General features: G+C 50.3%; 9 protein-coding genes and 1 pseudogene. 7 read left to right on the forward strand and 3 right to left on the reverse strand.

Translation table 11 applies throughout. The features are described 5' to 3' along the window. Nucleotides 1-206, reverse strand: a pseudogene (locus tag I656_RS06065) (hypothetical protein); the annotation flags it as partial. Nucleotides 207-377: 171 nt separating this feature from the next. Between I656_RS06065 and I656_RS06060 the strand changes: the two are divergent. The 7 genes from I656_RS06060 (at nt 378) to I656_RS06040 (ending at nt 12,668) form a co-directional block, all read left to right on the forward strand. Further along, complete coding sequence (locus I656_RS06060) at nt 378-4,139, forward strand: bifunctional RecB family nuclease/DEAD/DEAH box helicase (protein WP_033005914.1); 3,762 nt, start codon at nt 378-380, stop codon at nt 4,137-4,139. Between the two features lie 407 nt (nt 4,140-4,546). After that, nucleotides 4,547-6,493 (forward strand): MotA/TolQ/ExbB proton channel family protein, encoded by a 1,947-nt coding sequence (locus I656_RS06055; RefSeq protein ID WP_020755521.1) that lies wholly within the window; start codon nt 4,547-4,549, stop codon nt 6,491-6,493. Further along, nucleotides 6,490-7,161, forward strand: coding sequence for an OmpA family protein (locus I656_RS06050; RefSeq protein WP_033005917.1), 672 nt, complete (start codon nt 6,490-6,492; stop codon nt 7,159-7,161). The genes I656_RS06055 and I656_RS06050 overlap by 4 nt, the downstream gene beginning before the upstream one ends. After that, nucleotides 7,158-8,438: a hypothetical protein gene (locus I656_RS06045; protein ID WP_020755523.1), complete on the forward strand. Its 1,281-nt coding sequence runs from the start codon at nt 7,158-7,160 to the stop codon at nt 8,436-8,438. Before I656_RS06050 ends, I656_RS06045 begins: the two co-directional genes overlap by 4 nt. Then, nucleotides 8,413-8,997, forward strand: coding sequence for a hypothetical protein (locus I656_RS19245; protein WP_235048633.1), 585 nt, complete (start codon nt 8,413-8,415; stop codon nt 8,995-8,997). Before I656_RS06045 ends, I656_RS19245 begins: the two co-directional genes overlap by 26 nt. A 155-nt stretch (nt 8,998-9,152) precedes the next feature. Continuing rightward, entirely contained in the window at nt 9,153-11,006 is a 1,854-nt protein-coding gene (locus I656_RS0115895; protein WP_235048634.1) for a DEAD/DEAH box helicase, read from the forward strand. 141 nt (nt 11,007-11,147) lie between these two features. Beyond that, nucleotides 11,148-12,668, forward strand: a complete 1,521-nt coding sequence (locus I656_RS06040) for a site-specific DNA-methyltransferase (RefSeq protein WP_235048635.1) — start codon at nt 11,148-11,150, stop codon at nt 12,666-12,668. A gap of 101 nt (nt 12,669-12,769) precedes the next feature. On the opposite strand, the gene I656_RS06035 is transcribed toward I656_RS06040, so the two are convergent. Together I656_RS06035 and gabP are read right to left on the reverse strand one after the other, a co-directional pair. Beyond that, entirely contained in the window at nt 12,770-13,081 is a 312-nt protein-coding gene (locus I656_RS06035; RefSeq protein WP_020755528.1) for a hypothetical protein, read from the reverse strand. A 183-nt stretch (nt 13,082-13,264) separates the two neighbouring features. Then, nucleotides 13,265-14,656, reverse strand: coding sequence for a GABA permease (gene gabP, locus I656_RS06030; RefSeq protein ID WP_033005920.1), 1,392 nt, complete (start codon nt 14,654-14,656; stop codon nt 13,265-13,267). Nucleotides 14,657-14,740 lie beyond the last annotated feature (84 nt).

Below are 14,740 nucleotides of genomic sequence, written 5' to 3' on the forward strand. Positions count from 1 at the left end.
TGTTCTTTTCGCATTTCTTGCTGTTCTCTACGGATCTCCTGCTGTTCTTTTCGCATTTCTTGTTGTTCTCTTCGGATTTCCTGTTGTTCTTTTCGGATTTCTTGTTGTTCTGCTTCCAGCCGTTTGTGGCTTTCGACGAGGAGGTGCAGCGTGTTCTCGATATGACCAAGGCGGTTGAACAACTGCAAGAGGATCTCTTCGCTCATGGTTGGCCCCTCTTTCATTCTAATTTCCTTCATTATAGCACATATGTTCTTGTCGGACAAGCACGAATGGTGTATATAGGAAAGCGTACAAACATATGATACAATGAATAAACAAACTGACAAGTCCCAGTGCGGATGTCGGCTAGTATGTTTTTAGAAAGGGATCGATGTATGCTTTACGTTTCTCCTGCCAAAATCGCAAGCTATTTTTATCACGAGTGCGAGCGGAATTTTTATTTTCAGTCGTTGGCGAAAGAACGGCGCAGCGAGCTCGATGTGCCGGAAGAGCTGTTTGAGCAGCCTGCGGTTCATGAGAGCGTGCTGCGCCGAGGGGTTGAGTGGGAAGAGGAAGTGATTACGACCTATTTGGCCGGCCAAGTGCAGATGGGGAAGCGAGAGCCTGGCGCACCGATTTCCCACTGCTATTTGGATGGAGAGGAGACGATCCGCGAGCTGAAGCAGCCGAGCAAGCGCTATTTATACCAGCCGACATTGATCGCGCCGCCGCGCTTTTACGAACGGTACGGGTTGGATCTGAAAGTGATCCGATTTGCGGCGTGTCGTCCGGATTTGATTGAGTGCATTCCGGGGCAAAACGGCTTTGTGTTCCGCATCATCGACATCAAATCATCAGATGTGTTAAAGATTTCCCACCGCGTGCAAACGGCGCTGTACGCGTTGATGTTGTCCTCGGTGTTAGAGGAGCACGGTGTTAAGGGCAGCGTCGATTTGCGCGAAGCCGGGATATGGACGTACAAAACCGAGCAGCCGCAGCTGACAGATATCGGACAGCTGCTTCCGTTTCTTGAGCAGTTTTTGGCTAGCGAATTGACGGCGCTGGCTGGGAAGCAACTTGATGAGCTGTTTTGGCATTTGGATTATCGCTGTGAATGGTGCCCGTTCTATGATTACTGTTTCGACAAAGCGCGGAAACAGTCGCATATTTCCCTCGTTCCGTACTTATCGAGTCATGCGTCCCGCTTTATCCGCGAGCGGCAGCTTCCGGAGACGATCGATGAGTTTCGCCAACTTCTTGAGCGTCAAGAAACGAGACACGTCCTAAAACAAAACGCTGGATTGGCGCGTCAACTTCGGCGGCTTGAAGCGCAGCTTGAGGCGATTGCGGAGGAAAAGGTCGTTCCGTATGACCAGGCGGTGACGCATATGCCGATATGGGAAGACATCCGTCTGATTCTCACCGCGCAACGCGATCCGTTGACGGGGAAGATTGCGGCGGCATCGTTGTACCGTGTTGGTGGAACAGACGTGTTTGGAACGGGATCGGAAATGCATCATGTTATTGCTGGTTCTCTGGAAGAATGCGACGCGGTCGGCCGAACGTTTGCCGATGCGCTGGACCGCCTGCTTCAGACGGTGCACGATTACAACCGGGAGCGAGAGTGGCGGTCGCAAAAATCGGTGCAGGTGTATGTCATCGACAACTATGAATGGGACAATGTGCAGCAGCTACTTCAAGCGCTTTTGTTCGATCCAGACTATAACGAAAAAGCTGTTCGGCTGCTGTCGTATTTTCATAGCAGCTCACTAGCAAGTGCCAGCGACCACCCAAGCGAAATGGTTCCGCTTCCTGTCGTTGTGCTGACAACGGCTGTGAGCCAGCTGTTCGCCTTGCCGGCGCATGTCGCGTACCGTCTTGAAGACTTGTCGCGATATATTGCGGCCTACCATGATTCGCCGTTTCTGTACTCGGCGAGTGAGCGTTTTTCATTTCGTTTGACAAACGCCATGAAACTGGATGTGCTGCACGACGCCTGGCAAACGGGGGACGAGGAAAAACGAAAAGCGGTTGAGAAGGAGCTGAGCCGCCGCCTTTGGGCCGCTCACAGCATCATTCAAGGAATCCGTGCGTGGGCCGAGAGCGTCCATCCTTCGCCGCTTATGGTCTGGCCGGAAAAATTTGCGTTTCCTCATTCGGCTGATTACCGTGATCCGCTTGTGTCCAAGCTGGCGTTTATGGCGCGCTATGAGGCGCTATTAAACTACTTGGATATTCGCCAAAAGCGCCTGCTTCCGCTTTCGGAGCGGCTTGAGAACGGAGTGACGCTTCATGTCACGTACCTTGGCGGCGATCGGTTCCGATTGAACAACCGCCAGGCGCTTGAAGCGATCGACCAGAAGGCGAGCTGGCTTTTGACGGAGTGCAATGAGGAAGGGGAAAAGGCGCAACAGACGTTTCCTGATCATAAGTACGCCAGTGAATGGAAGACGCCCCAACGGGTCAATTTGTACTTTACCCGCATTCGCGCCATCGAAGATAATGGCAAGACAGCTGAACTCGAGCTCGAGTTGCCCAAATGGCTCGACCGGTTCCCGCTTGTGGAAGGAGAGGAGTATTGGCTGTCGCTTCGGCATGCGGATTTTACCACCCCGCGCGTCTTGCAGGCGTTGCAACAGTTGGATAAGGACAATCATCGCATCTTGGACTTAGTTCGCGATCCGATTCGCTATCGGAAAACGTTTCGTCCCAACTGGGATGCAGAGGAAGTCAAGGCGCTTCTCCGCCGAAGCGGGTTGACAAAAAGCCAGCGCCAGGCGTTTCTCCACTTTCTCCGCCATACGTTGACGCTCGTCTGGGGGCCGCCTGGCACCGGGAAAACGCATTTTATTGCCGTCGCTCTTCGGTTGCTGATGGAAATGTATGAAAAACGGGGGCGAAGGCTTGCCATTCTTGTTTCGGGCTTCACCCATGCGGCGATCGAAAACGTTCTGCGCAAAATTCAGGAGCTTGCGCCGCGGCGCAGCGTCCATATCGCGAAACTTGGCGAGATTCAGACGGAAAACGCCAAAGGAATCGCCGAGGTGGCAGACCGTGACCTTCTCGGATGGTTTGGCAGCGGCGGCCATCGGGTGCTTGGCGCCACGCTGTACGGCATTCAAAGAGCGTATGAAAAAGGCTGTCTAGAAGAGTTTGACGTCGTCATTCTGGATGAGGCGTCGCAAATCCGCGTGGCCGATTCACTGTTGGCGCTGCGCCATGTCAAAAAAGCAGGCAGGCTGCTTATCGTCGGCGACCATTTCCAGCTGCCGCCAATCATTCAAGGGACGTATGCGGCCGCGGAAGGGGAACCGCACCTGTTCGACTCGATTTTCCGCCTGCTGTTTGACGCGGATGTGGAGAAGCGGTATACCCGCCAACTGACGGACAATTTCCGCATGAACGAGGCGCTTTGCCGCTACCCGGCCGAGCGGATTTACAGCTCCCAGTATACCGCGTTCACCCGCCAGATTGCCGAACAAACGTTGGCGCTCGCCGATGCCCCAACTGCCGATGAATGGGTGGAAGCAGCGATCGACCCTGACTATCCGCTTGTCGTCTGCACGTATGACGGCGTGTACGGTGCCCAAGAAAACGAGGCGGAAGCGCGCTGGGTGGCGAGCATCGCGAAGGTGTTGCGGGAACGGCTTCTCGACAGCGAGGAAAAACGGTACGATGACTCATCAGAAGGCGACCAAGCGTTTTGGCGCCGCGGGCTGTTTATCATCTCGCCGCATCGGGCGCAAATCCGCGCCATTCGCCGTGAGCTTGAACACCAAGGACTGCGTCCGCCGTTTTTCGTCGATACGGTTGATAAAATGCAAGGGCAAGAAGCGGATACGGCGATCATCAGCTACGGCGTCGCCGATCCGGAACTGGCTGTGATGGAAGGGGAGTTCATCTACAGTTTGAACCGCCTCAACGTGTCGCTCACGCGGGCGCGGAAAAAGGCGATCCTCTTCCTCTCGCGCCAACTGATGTCGCCGCCGCTTCAGGTGATCGGCAACGAGGAATACCGTGAAGGAGTCAACTTTATGGTTGGGCTTGAGCAGTACGCTTTACGTCATGGGGAAGCGCAAACGTTTATGGTCGACGGTGTTGCGCTGCAAATGTACCGAGTCAGTCGTCCGAAGATGGAAAACATGGACACTCTATGAAGCTGCTGAGTTTGACAGGAAAAAAGGATGAATCAAGGCGCTGTTCAACTTGAGAAATTCTTTGATGCATCCGAGAATCCCCCATTTTCTTACTCAAAAACCGCATAAGCAGTCACCATCCGCCATGCCGCCTTCTCCGTTTGTTGGCTCGTTTTGTTTTCTGTGCCGGAGGAGGGAGGGCATGGCGATTTTTTTGGACGGCCAAGTCATCTATATAATTGTTATTTTGTTACATATTGCCGATAGGTCGTAACGCCTGTAAAATGATTTTGTAAGAATCGGAGAGAAGAACGCTTTTTGCCATTCCAGTGAATAATCAGATGAACAGCGAAGGGGACGAATGGAACGGATTGGATTTTTCTTAGCAACAGATGACTTTACACAATAGAAAGCGCGGGTGAGGGACGTTGTATACCGTTTTTGAGACGTTGTTTTCCTTGATTAACAAAATCGGAAATGAAGGTTTTACTGATTTGTTTCTTTATTTTCAGTTTAGTTTGTTTTTGGTGATGGCTGTTTGGCAGTTTGTCCGCATTCATAGGGAGATTGCGGTGATGAACCAGTTGAAGCCAAAGCTTTTGGAATTAAACCGTCCTTTAGATGGAAGCGTCTACGAGATTGATCAGGCCATTCACAATCTTTTTGCCCAAGTGAAAAAGTCGAAATATAAAGAACTTTGGGAGCGGTATTATAATCGCGTGTCGCAGAAAAATGAGGATGAGCGTATTAATGTAGAGCCGTTTTTTGGATTTGATGTGATGTACCATCATATGGGCTACCGAACATTGATGGACATGGGGGCGGGCATTCACGTCAGTCTCGGTGTTCTTGGCACTTTCGTTGGTCTCTCGGTAGGATTGGCTCAATTGCATGTCAGTGATACAGAAATGTTGCGGTCTGGAATTGATAGTTTAATAAATGGGATGAAAGTCGCCTTTTACACTTCTGTATGGGGCGTGTTGCTTTCTTTAATATGGACGATGTTCGACCGATGGATCAGTGGCGTGCTTGAGCGCAATATCGACTGGCATTCCGAGCGGCTTGACTTTTTGCTTAGCACCGATGATGAGGAGCTGTTTCTTAACCGTTTAGAAAAGTTATCACGTCATCAGGCTGACCATCTGAAGACGCTGCTGACTGATGCGCTTGAAAGGGCGATGCAGCCGATCGCTCTATCGCTTCAGCAGTCGCACGGCAGCCTGCAGCAAGCGTTCGGTCAGCTTCATGACCAGTTCGCCCAGCTGCATGAAGGGATGGAGACGCAGGCGAAGCTGCTTGAGTCGCAAATTGAGTTGACAAAAAGTACAAGCGCCGATGTGACGAGTCGGCTTGTTGATGAGATTACAGGCGGGACACAACAGTCAATTGGAAAGTTTAGCGAGTTTGTCCAACAATCGCAAGTGCTTCACTCAGAAATGATGAAAACGATTGAGTCATTCACAAGCCGTTTTGCTTATACGGAAGAGCGACAGGCGATGACGCTTGAGCGGACGGAAAAAATGTTTGCGCAATTTGAGAAAATGGCTGCAGAACTTGAATTAATGAAGGAAAGTTATCAAAAAACGGCGGGGATGATGAACGGATTAGGAGAAACATTTTACCAGTTGCAGCAGCTGACAAAAGACCAGCTTCCAGTTCAGCAAGAAGTGATGCGGAGCAACCAGCTGTTGGCTCAGAAGTATGATCATTTGGCAGAACAGTTCACCCGATTTAATGCGGAAGTGGAAACACAGTACAGCCAGCTGCTTGAGCGGCTTGTCCATGCATCGTCCTCACTTTCCGGCTCGTTTCAAACGATGGCGAACAAGTTTGAGGAGTCTCTCCGCATTCAAAAAGAATCGCTGCATGATTCGCAGCAGCTGCTCGGCGATGTCCAGTCGGCTGTGGCTGCGCTGTCCCCGCTCGTTTCCGAATTGCGCGAAACGTTCAATCGCGTTCGCGAGCTGAAGGAGCAGCTGCTTAAAATGCAGGAAGCGCAAAAACAGCTTCTTCCAGAGCTTGTGCAGCTGCGCACGCAAACAAATGAAACGGTGGAGGAAGCATTACAAACAACGAAAGTGTACATGCATGAGATGACAGAGCAAATCGCGACGCTGCAGCAAAACTGGGCGATGACGAAAGAACAGTTGGCGAAGATTACAGAAGCCCTTCATCTTTCAATGAAAGATTTTGCGGAGAACATTGACAGCGGTCTAAGCAAAACGTATCAACACTTTGATGAGACGTTGACAAAAGCCGTTCAGGAAGTGAGCGGGCTCGTTTATCAGTTCAGTGAGGTTCAGAACGATTTCATTGAGAATATGGAAGACTTAGTCGATCATCTGGATAAATGGAAAGCAGGGGCTTCAACATGAAATATCGGAGACGGACGGAAGTTAATTATTGGATGTCCTATGCGGATTTAATGAGCGCCATGTTGATGGTGTTTGCCTTGTTGTTGATGTTTGTCATCCTTGACTACCGTGAATTGTTAGAAGAGAAAGAAAAACAAATTGAAGAGGTTGTCAGCGTCAAAACGGAGATCATTCGGGCTTTAACAGAAGCGTTTAAAAAGTCGAATATGGCCATTGAGGTCGATCAGCAAACAGGAGCCATCCGCTTTCCCGGCAGCATTTTGTTTGAATCGAACTCGGCGGAAATTTCTCCGGAGGGGAAGGCGTTTTTGCAACAATTTATTCCTAAGTATATGGGGATTTTATTGCAGGATCGGTTTAAAGATGAAATTTCAAGTATCATTATCGAAGGACATACCGACCGAAATGGGACGTACATGTACAACATGTCTTTGTCACAGCGACGGGCATACGCCGTTTTAGAGTATATTTATAGTAAAGAGTTTCCTAATTTTAAAGAGCGGGAGCTGTCGAAAAAGTACATTACTGCAAATGGCCGGAGCTTCAGCAATCCGCTGACGGATGAAAACGGCAAGTATGATCCTGACCGATCACGCCGGGTTGAATTTTTATTCCGTCTTAAGGACGATGAAGCAATTAAAGCCATTGAAAAGTTGGTGAACGAATGAAGTATGAGTATGAACCGGTATTGCTGAAACGATGGCTACGCGAAGTGCGTCCGCCTCTTTTGGAGAAAACAATGGAAAACAGCAATGAGAAATATCGGGGGCTGCTCGAACGGCTGTCCGACCAGTTTGCGGGGCTAGTCGATGCACCGTCTTCGGCATTCGAACAATGGGTCAAACAGTTGTCGAGGCGGGAAAAGCTTCTTTTGCCAAACTTATATAAAAAAGAGCTTCCGGAAGAGATGAAAAAAGCGATGATTGATGTGATCCAGCAACACGTTCGTCATGAGCGCCGCCTTTTTCGTGTGTTGGTCGATGTGGTGTATGAAACATGTGATTTGGATGAAATTTGGAAGCTTTTACGCTATGCTTATGCCTCTCATATCGAAAAAATTGAAAAAAGAATGGAAAAAGAAAAGAGCGAAAAATGGCGGCGTTATTTGTCAAGCAAAGACCCGATTGTATATTTGGCGACGACGGCGTATGAAAGCGAGAAAGGCATTTTAGAGGAATTGGAGACGTTTTATTTAACGAAAAATTTCCCGTTGTTTAAACTCGTGCTGATGGAAATTTTCCAGCTGGCCGATGAATCGTTTTTTCTCAAAGAACAAGAGTTGTACCGGGATATGTTTGTTTCTTCGACAAATGAGCAGCAACAAAAAATGGCGAACGCATTGATCAAAAAGTGCAAACTGAATCACGTCAAGCCGCTCGGAAGATTGATATTTGAAAAGTTGCAAACGTATCACAGAAAACCAATGCTATGGAGATATGTCGGGGAAGAGGAAAAGCAGCGGTTTGCTCAGTGGATTATGAGGTTGGAATTGAAAGACTTTTTTGGCGGCGTGAATAAAAACCATGAACGGTTTCAATATTGGGAAAAGTTTATTCCAAAGCTAGAGGATGTCGTTGTGACGGATGAACGCACGACGTTGATTATGTATTTTCATGACGTTGTCATTATGGAAGTGCTCGGAACTGGGGCGGTTTATATTTACCGCGCCGACGTATTCCGGCGCCATTTTCAGCCCAAAATCGACCGGATGCTCGCCGAACGCGAGCAGTTTGCCAACAAGGCGTGGCGAAAAGTGCGGGAAGTGAAACGAACCGAGCTGATGGATAGAGATTTGACAATTCCAGGCGGCTGGCTGCGCCATAACGGTGGGTGGCAATGGAAATTTGATGAATGGCTTCGCCGCGAACTCGGCTGGGAGGTAAGAAGGGATGTTCTTCTTCAAAAAGAAACGGAAAATGATGAAGGCAGTTTTGACGCCGAATGAGGATGGGATTCATTTTTCGTTTCAGTTGCATGACGGCAAAACCGTCGCCGAACTGAAGCTGCCTATGGCCAAAGAAGACATCGAAAAATATTACAAAGTGCAAGGATTTCAGCAGTATGTCGCTTGGGAGGAGCTTTACGACTCGGGCGTTCTTGTCGATTCGACTTTGCCGTATAGCGAGTATTATGAATTGCTGAAAGACGAAAGCGCCAAAGAAGTGCTCCAACATTTAGGGCTTCCCGTTGTTGAGGAGCAAGTGGGCGGAAAGCTCTCACTTCGTTCGTTGCCGCATGAAGCGGACTTAGTTTTGCAACTGTTTGATGCAGGCGGGCGCAACTTAGATCGGGTTGGGAAGCAGGCCGGGGCGATTTATGTGCTGCCAGACCGTCTCATGCTGCTCCCGGAACGCGTATATCGGCTGAAACAAGCGCTTTTGGATCGTACGAATCAGGATATGAAAAAATCGGCATTTGCCAACAGCTGGCCAACGAAGCAGGAATTGAACTTGAACACTTTTTACAAAACGAAACGTATCACGTCGTTGATGCGTACGATATAGACGTTGCTGTGCACCGCCATGACCATATCGAGCTTGTCGTTAAAGGACGAAATGAGGAGGAAACCCGCCATCTTCAACGACTGCAACGGGTCAGCAGCATAAAAAAAGGCCATGGGCGCAGCCGTTTCGTCAGCACGGAGCAGGTTCATGCTGATATGATGCATTTGCAGCAAAAACGGCATATTACGGGAGAAGAAGTGCCGCTGTTTTTGGAAAATCCGGCGGCCGTCTTGCCTGAGCATGATTATTTATTTGATTTGGACCAGTTTTCAGAACGTGTCCGCGGCCTTATCCCGATTGAACGGGTTCGCCCTTTTTTTCATGAGCGGACCGGAATGCAATGGTTTGATGAGGAGAGCGGGCATACTGTTCCGTACGATGAGACGTTATTGCGCGAACTGATGGAAAAATATCCGGATCAGCAATATGTCGAATACAACGGCAAATGGATTTACCTAGATCCTTTATTGCGCCGGAAGCTGCTGCAGCTGCCGAAAGACGCCGATGAAGCGTTGAAGCGCCGGTATATTCTTGATATTAAAGATAACGAAGAACAACTTGAATACAAGATGGACAGCGCCCAAGGGGCACCATGCCGGCGCTATCCGGTTCCATCCGGGCTGCAAGCGGAGCTTTTTCCGCATCAAATCGAAGGCTTTGAGTGGCTCTGTCACTTGGCAGAGCAAGAAAGGGGCGGCCTGCTTGCCGATGATATGGGGCTTGGAAAAACAATTCAGGTCATTGCGTTTTTGTTGCATCAAAAAGCAAATGGGCGGTTGAAGCCGACGTTGATCGTCCTGCCGATAGCCCTGATTGAGAACTGGGTGGCGGAAATCGAAAAGTTTGCCCCAAGCTTGTTGGACGGTTTATATATTCATAAAGGAAGAGGACGGCTGGCTTCGTCGCAGCTCATTTCACAGTTTGATATCGTTTTGACAAGCTATGACACGCTCAAAATGGACCAGCTTCTGTTGGGGAAAATTGAATTTCAAGCGATTATTTGTGATGAGGCGCAAAACATTAAATCTCATACTAGCCAGCGCTCACGCGCCATTCGCGCCATGCAAGGACGTTTCCGTTTAGCGATGACCGGCACGCCGGTCGAAAATAGTTTAGACGAACTTTGGGCGATTATGGACTTTGTCCAGCCTGGTGCTTTAGGCTCTCTAAAAGAATTTCGCTTCCGCTATGCAGAAACGTCGGACTATGATGCGTTGCTTGTGGCCCTACAACCGTACTATTTGCGCCGCACGAAGCAACAAATTCTCGATGGCCGTTTGCCTAAAAAACACCTTGTTCCGCCGATTTATGTTGAAGCTTCACCCATACAGAAGGAAATTGCCCGGTCAATGTTGGCCACAAAAGAGATGGGTCAGGTCGCCATTTTGAATATGATTACGAGACTTCGTCAACTGTACGGCCATCCCGGTGCGGTCATTCCGAAATATGAACAGCTCTCTTATCAAGAAGTGCCGAAGCTGAAAGAAACGATGCATATCATTGAAACGATTCGGCAAAAGGGAGAGAAAGTGCTCATCTTTACTGAATTTCGCAAACTGCACTCTCTTTTAAAACGAATCTTTATGGAGACATACGGCATTTCTGTTCCAGTGATTGATGGCGATGCGAAAAATCGGCAATTGATTGTCCGGCGCTTTAACGAAATGCAAGGCTTTGGCATTATGATTTTATCCCCAAAAGCGGCCGGCGTCGGCTTGACGATCACAAGTGCCAACCATGTGATTCATTACACACGATGGTGGAATCCAGCGGTCGAAAATCAAGCAACTGACCGTGCATATCGCATCGGCCAGCAAAAGGACGTGTATGTCTACCATATTATTACGAGGGACAGTTCCCACTTTCCGCAGGGGACAGTAGAGGAATTGATGCATGAATTGCTTGAAAGCAAGCGCCATTTAGCCGAAAATGTCATTATTCCGTTTAATATGAGCGAGATCCAGCAAGCGGTCGCTGAGAAGGCGGTGGGGCGAAGACAGCTTGTGTAAAGAGCCGTTTTCGTGTCCGATCGGCGGATTCTCTTGTCTGACAAGGGAATCGCTCCGTATGAAACGTTCTACGCTCCGCTTCCGTTTGCAGGAGGCGGGGATATTTTTTAGCTAAGAGTTGTGGCAGGAAAACGGTTTGCCATGGCGAAATATTGGAAATACGATCTCTTTTTCGTGGACAAAAAACGTTGCGGACAAGATGGCGGAGGGGGAGGGAGGGCGTGCCATGCAAACGTCGGTGGGAGAAGGAAACAGGTAGCGGATGCAAGGCTTGAAGCGGTAAAGAAGCTCTTTCCGGAAGCGGTGGTGGACGGGGACATCGATTGGGATCGGTTGCGGAAGGAACTCGGCTGTGGGGGCCGGGAAGAATCGTATGAGTTCACATGGCCAGGGAAGGCGGAGGCGAGGCGGCTCGCTGAGCTGCCTGCGTCCGGAGTATTGCGGCCGGATCAGGCAGCGAGCAAACAGTGGGAGACGACGAACAATTGGTATATTGAAGGGGATAACTTAGAGGCGTTAAAGCTGTTGCGAGCAACGCATGCAGGAACCATTCAAATGATTTACATCGACCCGCCGTACAATACCGGAAAAGTGCTCACGTACAAAGACAATTGGCGCAAGGGGAAAGCCGTTGTTCCTAGCGGAATCCAGGAAGAAGCGCGCGGCCATGTCGGCTGGCTTAACATGATGTACCCGCGCCTTTGGGTGGCGCGAGAGCTGTTGGCGGAGACAGGGGCGATGTTTATTTCCATTGATGATACAGAACAGGCGAATTTGAAAAAGATGTGCGATGAACTGTTTGGCGAGCGGAATTTTGTCGCCACGTTCATTTGGCAGCGGGCGTTTTCGCCTGTGAATATGAACAAGTTTGCCTCGCGCAACCATGACTTCATCCTCTGTTACGCGAAAAATATCGACCGTTTAGCTTGGTACGGCTTGCCGCGCCATCCGGAAGCGGACGGGCGGTATGCCAACCCAGACAATGACCCGCGGGGGCCGTGGACGTCAGGTGATTTGTCGGTCGGTCCGCCGATTCCGGAAAAGATTTATGAGATTGTGACGCCAAGCGGCCGGGTCGTCTCCCCGCCGAACGGGTATTGCTGGCGGGTGACGAAGGAGCGCTTCACCGAACTGGTGGAAGACAACCGCATTTGGTTTGGCAAAGACGGAAACGGGGTGCCGCGCCTGAAGCGGTTTTTAAGCGAAGTGAAGTCGACGGTGACGCCGCTTACGATTTGGACGCATGACGAGGTGTCCCATTCGCAGGAGGCGAAAAAGGAGCTGAAGGAGCTGTTCGACGGGCTGGCGGTGATGGATTACCCGAAGCCGGTGAAGCTCATTCAGCGCATGGTGGCGTTGACAACGAAGGACAATGACATCATCCTCGACTTTTTTTCCGGCTCGGCGACAACGGCCCATGCCGTCATGCAGCAAAACGCAGAAGACGGCGGCCGGCGGTCGTTTATAATGGTGCAGCTTCCCGAACGGCTTGCGGAAACGTCCGAGGCGTATCGGGTGGGGTTTCGGACGATTTGCGACATCGGCCGCGAGCGCATTCGCCGCGCGGGGGAGAAAATCGTTTATGAAACGGGGAAGACGGAGCTTGATATTGGCTTCCGCGTGTTTCGGTTCGAGAAGAAATCGAAGCAGCCCGCTCGCTAGGTGGACGGGCTGCTTTTCGATTCGGCTGATGAAAAGCGCTTTGGTAAAACAGGCGTTGCGTCTATGTCCGAGTCCCTGATGTCCGTCGTTTCAGGCGCTTTTTACAATGACGGCGCGGCCCAGCGGTGGTCGACAAAGACGTCGTACTCCGCGGCAATCGTTTCTTTGAGCTCCGCTAAAGACGGGATGCCGTCGGCGAACGTGTAGGTGTCAAGGCAAATGAGGGAGTATTCGTCGCCGGGATCAAATACGATGGTGACGACTTCTTCCGTTCCGGCGTCCACTTGCCGGACGGTGTCGCCGTCTTCCGGCTCAACGAGTACGTTTTGGTATGTTTCACGAATCACGTAGTAGCCTTCCCGCAATTGTTCAGTGAATAGATGTTCGATGTCCGTCAGTTCGTGGACGATCATGTTTAGGCCTCCTGATTTGTGAAATTATTCTCAATGTCAGTATACAACGAAATGACGGCAAAGGTAATAGGCGGCGACGGAAGTTTGGAAAGTTGTCATTTTTCTGTTCCGCCGCCGTTTGGGCGGGGCGGAACAGACAAAACAGACGCCCGTGCCGATGGACGCCTGTTCATGTGGTGAAAATCAATCTTTCGCTATTGTGGATGCCGCCGGCTCATAGGTTGGGTCGAGACGGCGCCTTGCAAAGGCGAAGTAGCAAACGATGACGACGGCGGTGATGAGCAACGTCAGCAGCAACTGAGACACCATCGAATCGATAAACAGCATTGAGGCGAGGATCACGAGCAATATGAGAATCGTAAAATAGGTCAAGTGGGGAAACAGCCACATTTTAATTTTTAACGAATCGCTGTTTTCGCGTTCGAGTTTTTTCCGCAGGCGGAGCTGCGAGACGGCGATGGCTAAATAGACGAGCAGCGCGATCGCGCCGGAAGAGTTGACGAGAAACAGAAACACTTTGTCCGGCGAGATGTAGTTCATGATGACGGCGATGTACGCAAACAACGTGCTAGCGATGACCGCCCGCACTGGAACACCGTTTTTGCTCAGCCGCAAAAATGACTTTGGCGCTTCTCCTTTCTCTGCGAGAGAGTAAAGCATGCGCGACGTTGTGTACAGTCCGGAATTGAGGCAGGACAACACGGCGGTCAATACGATAAAGTTCATGATTTGGGCGGCCGCAGGGACGCCGACGTGTTCGAGCACGGCGACAAACGGACTCTTCAACACGCTCGCTGAGTTCCAAGGGAGCAATGTGACGACAACGGCGATGGAGCCGATGTAAAACACTAAAATCCGCCATGTGACCGACTTAGTTGCCTTGGATACTGCTTCTTGCGGTTCGGCTGATTCTCCGGCGGCGATCGTGACGATTTCCGTTCCGAAGAAGGAGAAAATAACGATGACAATGCCAACAAGGATGGAACCGATGCCATGCGGCATCAATCCGCCGTGACCAGTCAAATTTTTTAAGCCGACCGGATCGCTGCCCGGTGCAAGGCCGAAAATGAAGGCCAAACCAAGAATAAGAAAAAGGACAATGCTTGCTACTTTGATGAACGCGAACCAGTATTCAAACTCCCCGTACGATTTAACCGACCAAATATTGGTGAGTGTCATCAATATAGTCAGGATAAGGCTTAGGAGCCATAACGGAATGGAAGGAAACCAATATTGGATGATGGCGGCTCCTGCGTTCGCTTCAATGGCGATGACGATCACCCAGAAAAACCAGTAAAGCCATCCGACCGTAAATCCTGCCCAAGGACCGATTGCTTCATGGGCGTAAGCAGCAAATGAACCACTTGTCGGACGAGCCGCGGCCATCTCCCCGAGCATCCGCATCACGAGAACGACTAAAGCACCCGCTAAGGCATAGGAAAACACAGCTCCCGGTCCTGTCGAATGGATAACAGCTCCACTTCCGACAAACAATCCGGCGCCGATGACCCCAGCGATGGCAATCATAGCCATATGGCGCTCTTTCAATCCTTTTTGCAGACCGGAATCATTCATCCCTATTCCCCCTCTCAAAAAGAGTTTAAATTTTTCAAATAATCTCACTACGCGATTGTTTTTAGTGTATATGGAAAAATTCAC

Origin of the sequence: Geobacillus sp. WSUCF1 (assembly GCF_000422025.1) — a bacterium.
Classification (GTDB): Bacteria; Bacillota; Bacilli; order Bacillales; family Anoxybacillaceae; genus Geobacillus; species Geobacillus zalihae.

What these genes read in the sequence shown, in the direction of transcription:
- I656_RS06060 (WP_033005914.1), top strand. Translation starts at nt 378, where the DNA reads ATGCTTTACGTTTCTCCTGCCAAAATCGCAAGCTATTTTTATCACGAG.
- I656_RS06050 (WP_033005917.1), top strand. Translation starts at nt 6,490, where the DNA reads ATGAAATATCGGAGACGGACGGAAGTTAATTATTGGATGTCCTATGCG.
- I656_RS06045 (WP_020755523.1), top strand. Translation starts at nt 7,158, where the DNA reads ATGAAGTATGAGTATGAACCGGTATTGCTGAAACGATGGCTACGCGAA.
- I656_RS19245 (WP_235048633.1), top strand. Translation starts at nt 8,413, where the DNA reads ATGAAGGCAGTTTTGACGCCGAATGAGGATGGGATTCATTTTTCGTTT.
- I656_RS0115895 (WP_235048634.1), top strand. Translation starts at nt 9,153, where the DNA reads ATGATGCATTTGCAGCAAAAACGGCATATTACGGGAGAAGAAGTGCCG.
- I656_RS06040 (WP_235048635.1), top strand. Translation starts at nt 11,148, where the DNA reads ATGGCGAAATATTGGAAATACGATCTCTTTTTCGTGGACAAAAAACGT.
- I656_RS06035 (WP_020755528.1), bottom strand. Translation starts at nt 13,081, where the DNA reads ATGATCGTCCACGAACTGACGGACATCGAACATCTATTCACTGAACAA.
- gabP (WP_033005920.1), bottom strand. Translation starts at nt 14,656, where the DNA reads ATGAATGATTCCGGTCTGCAAAAAGGATTGAAAGAGCGCCATATGGCT.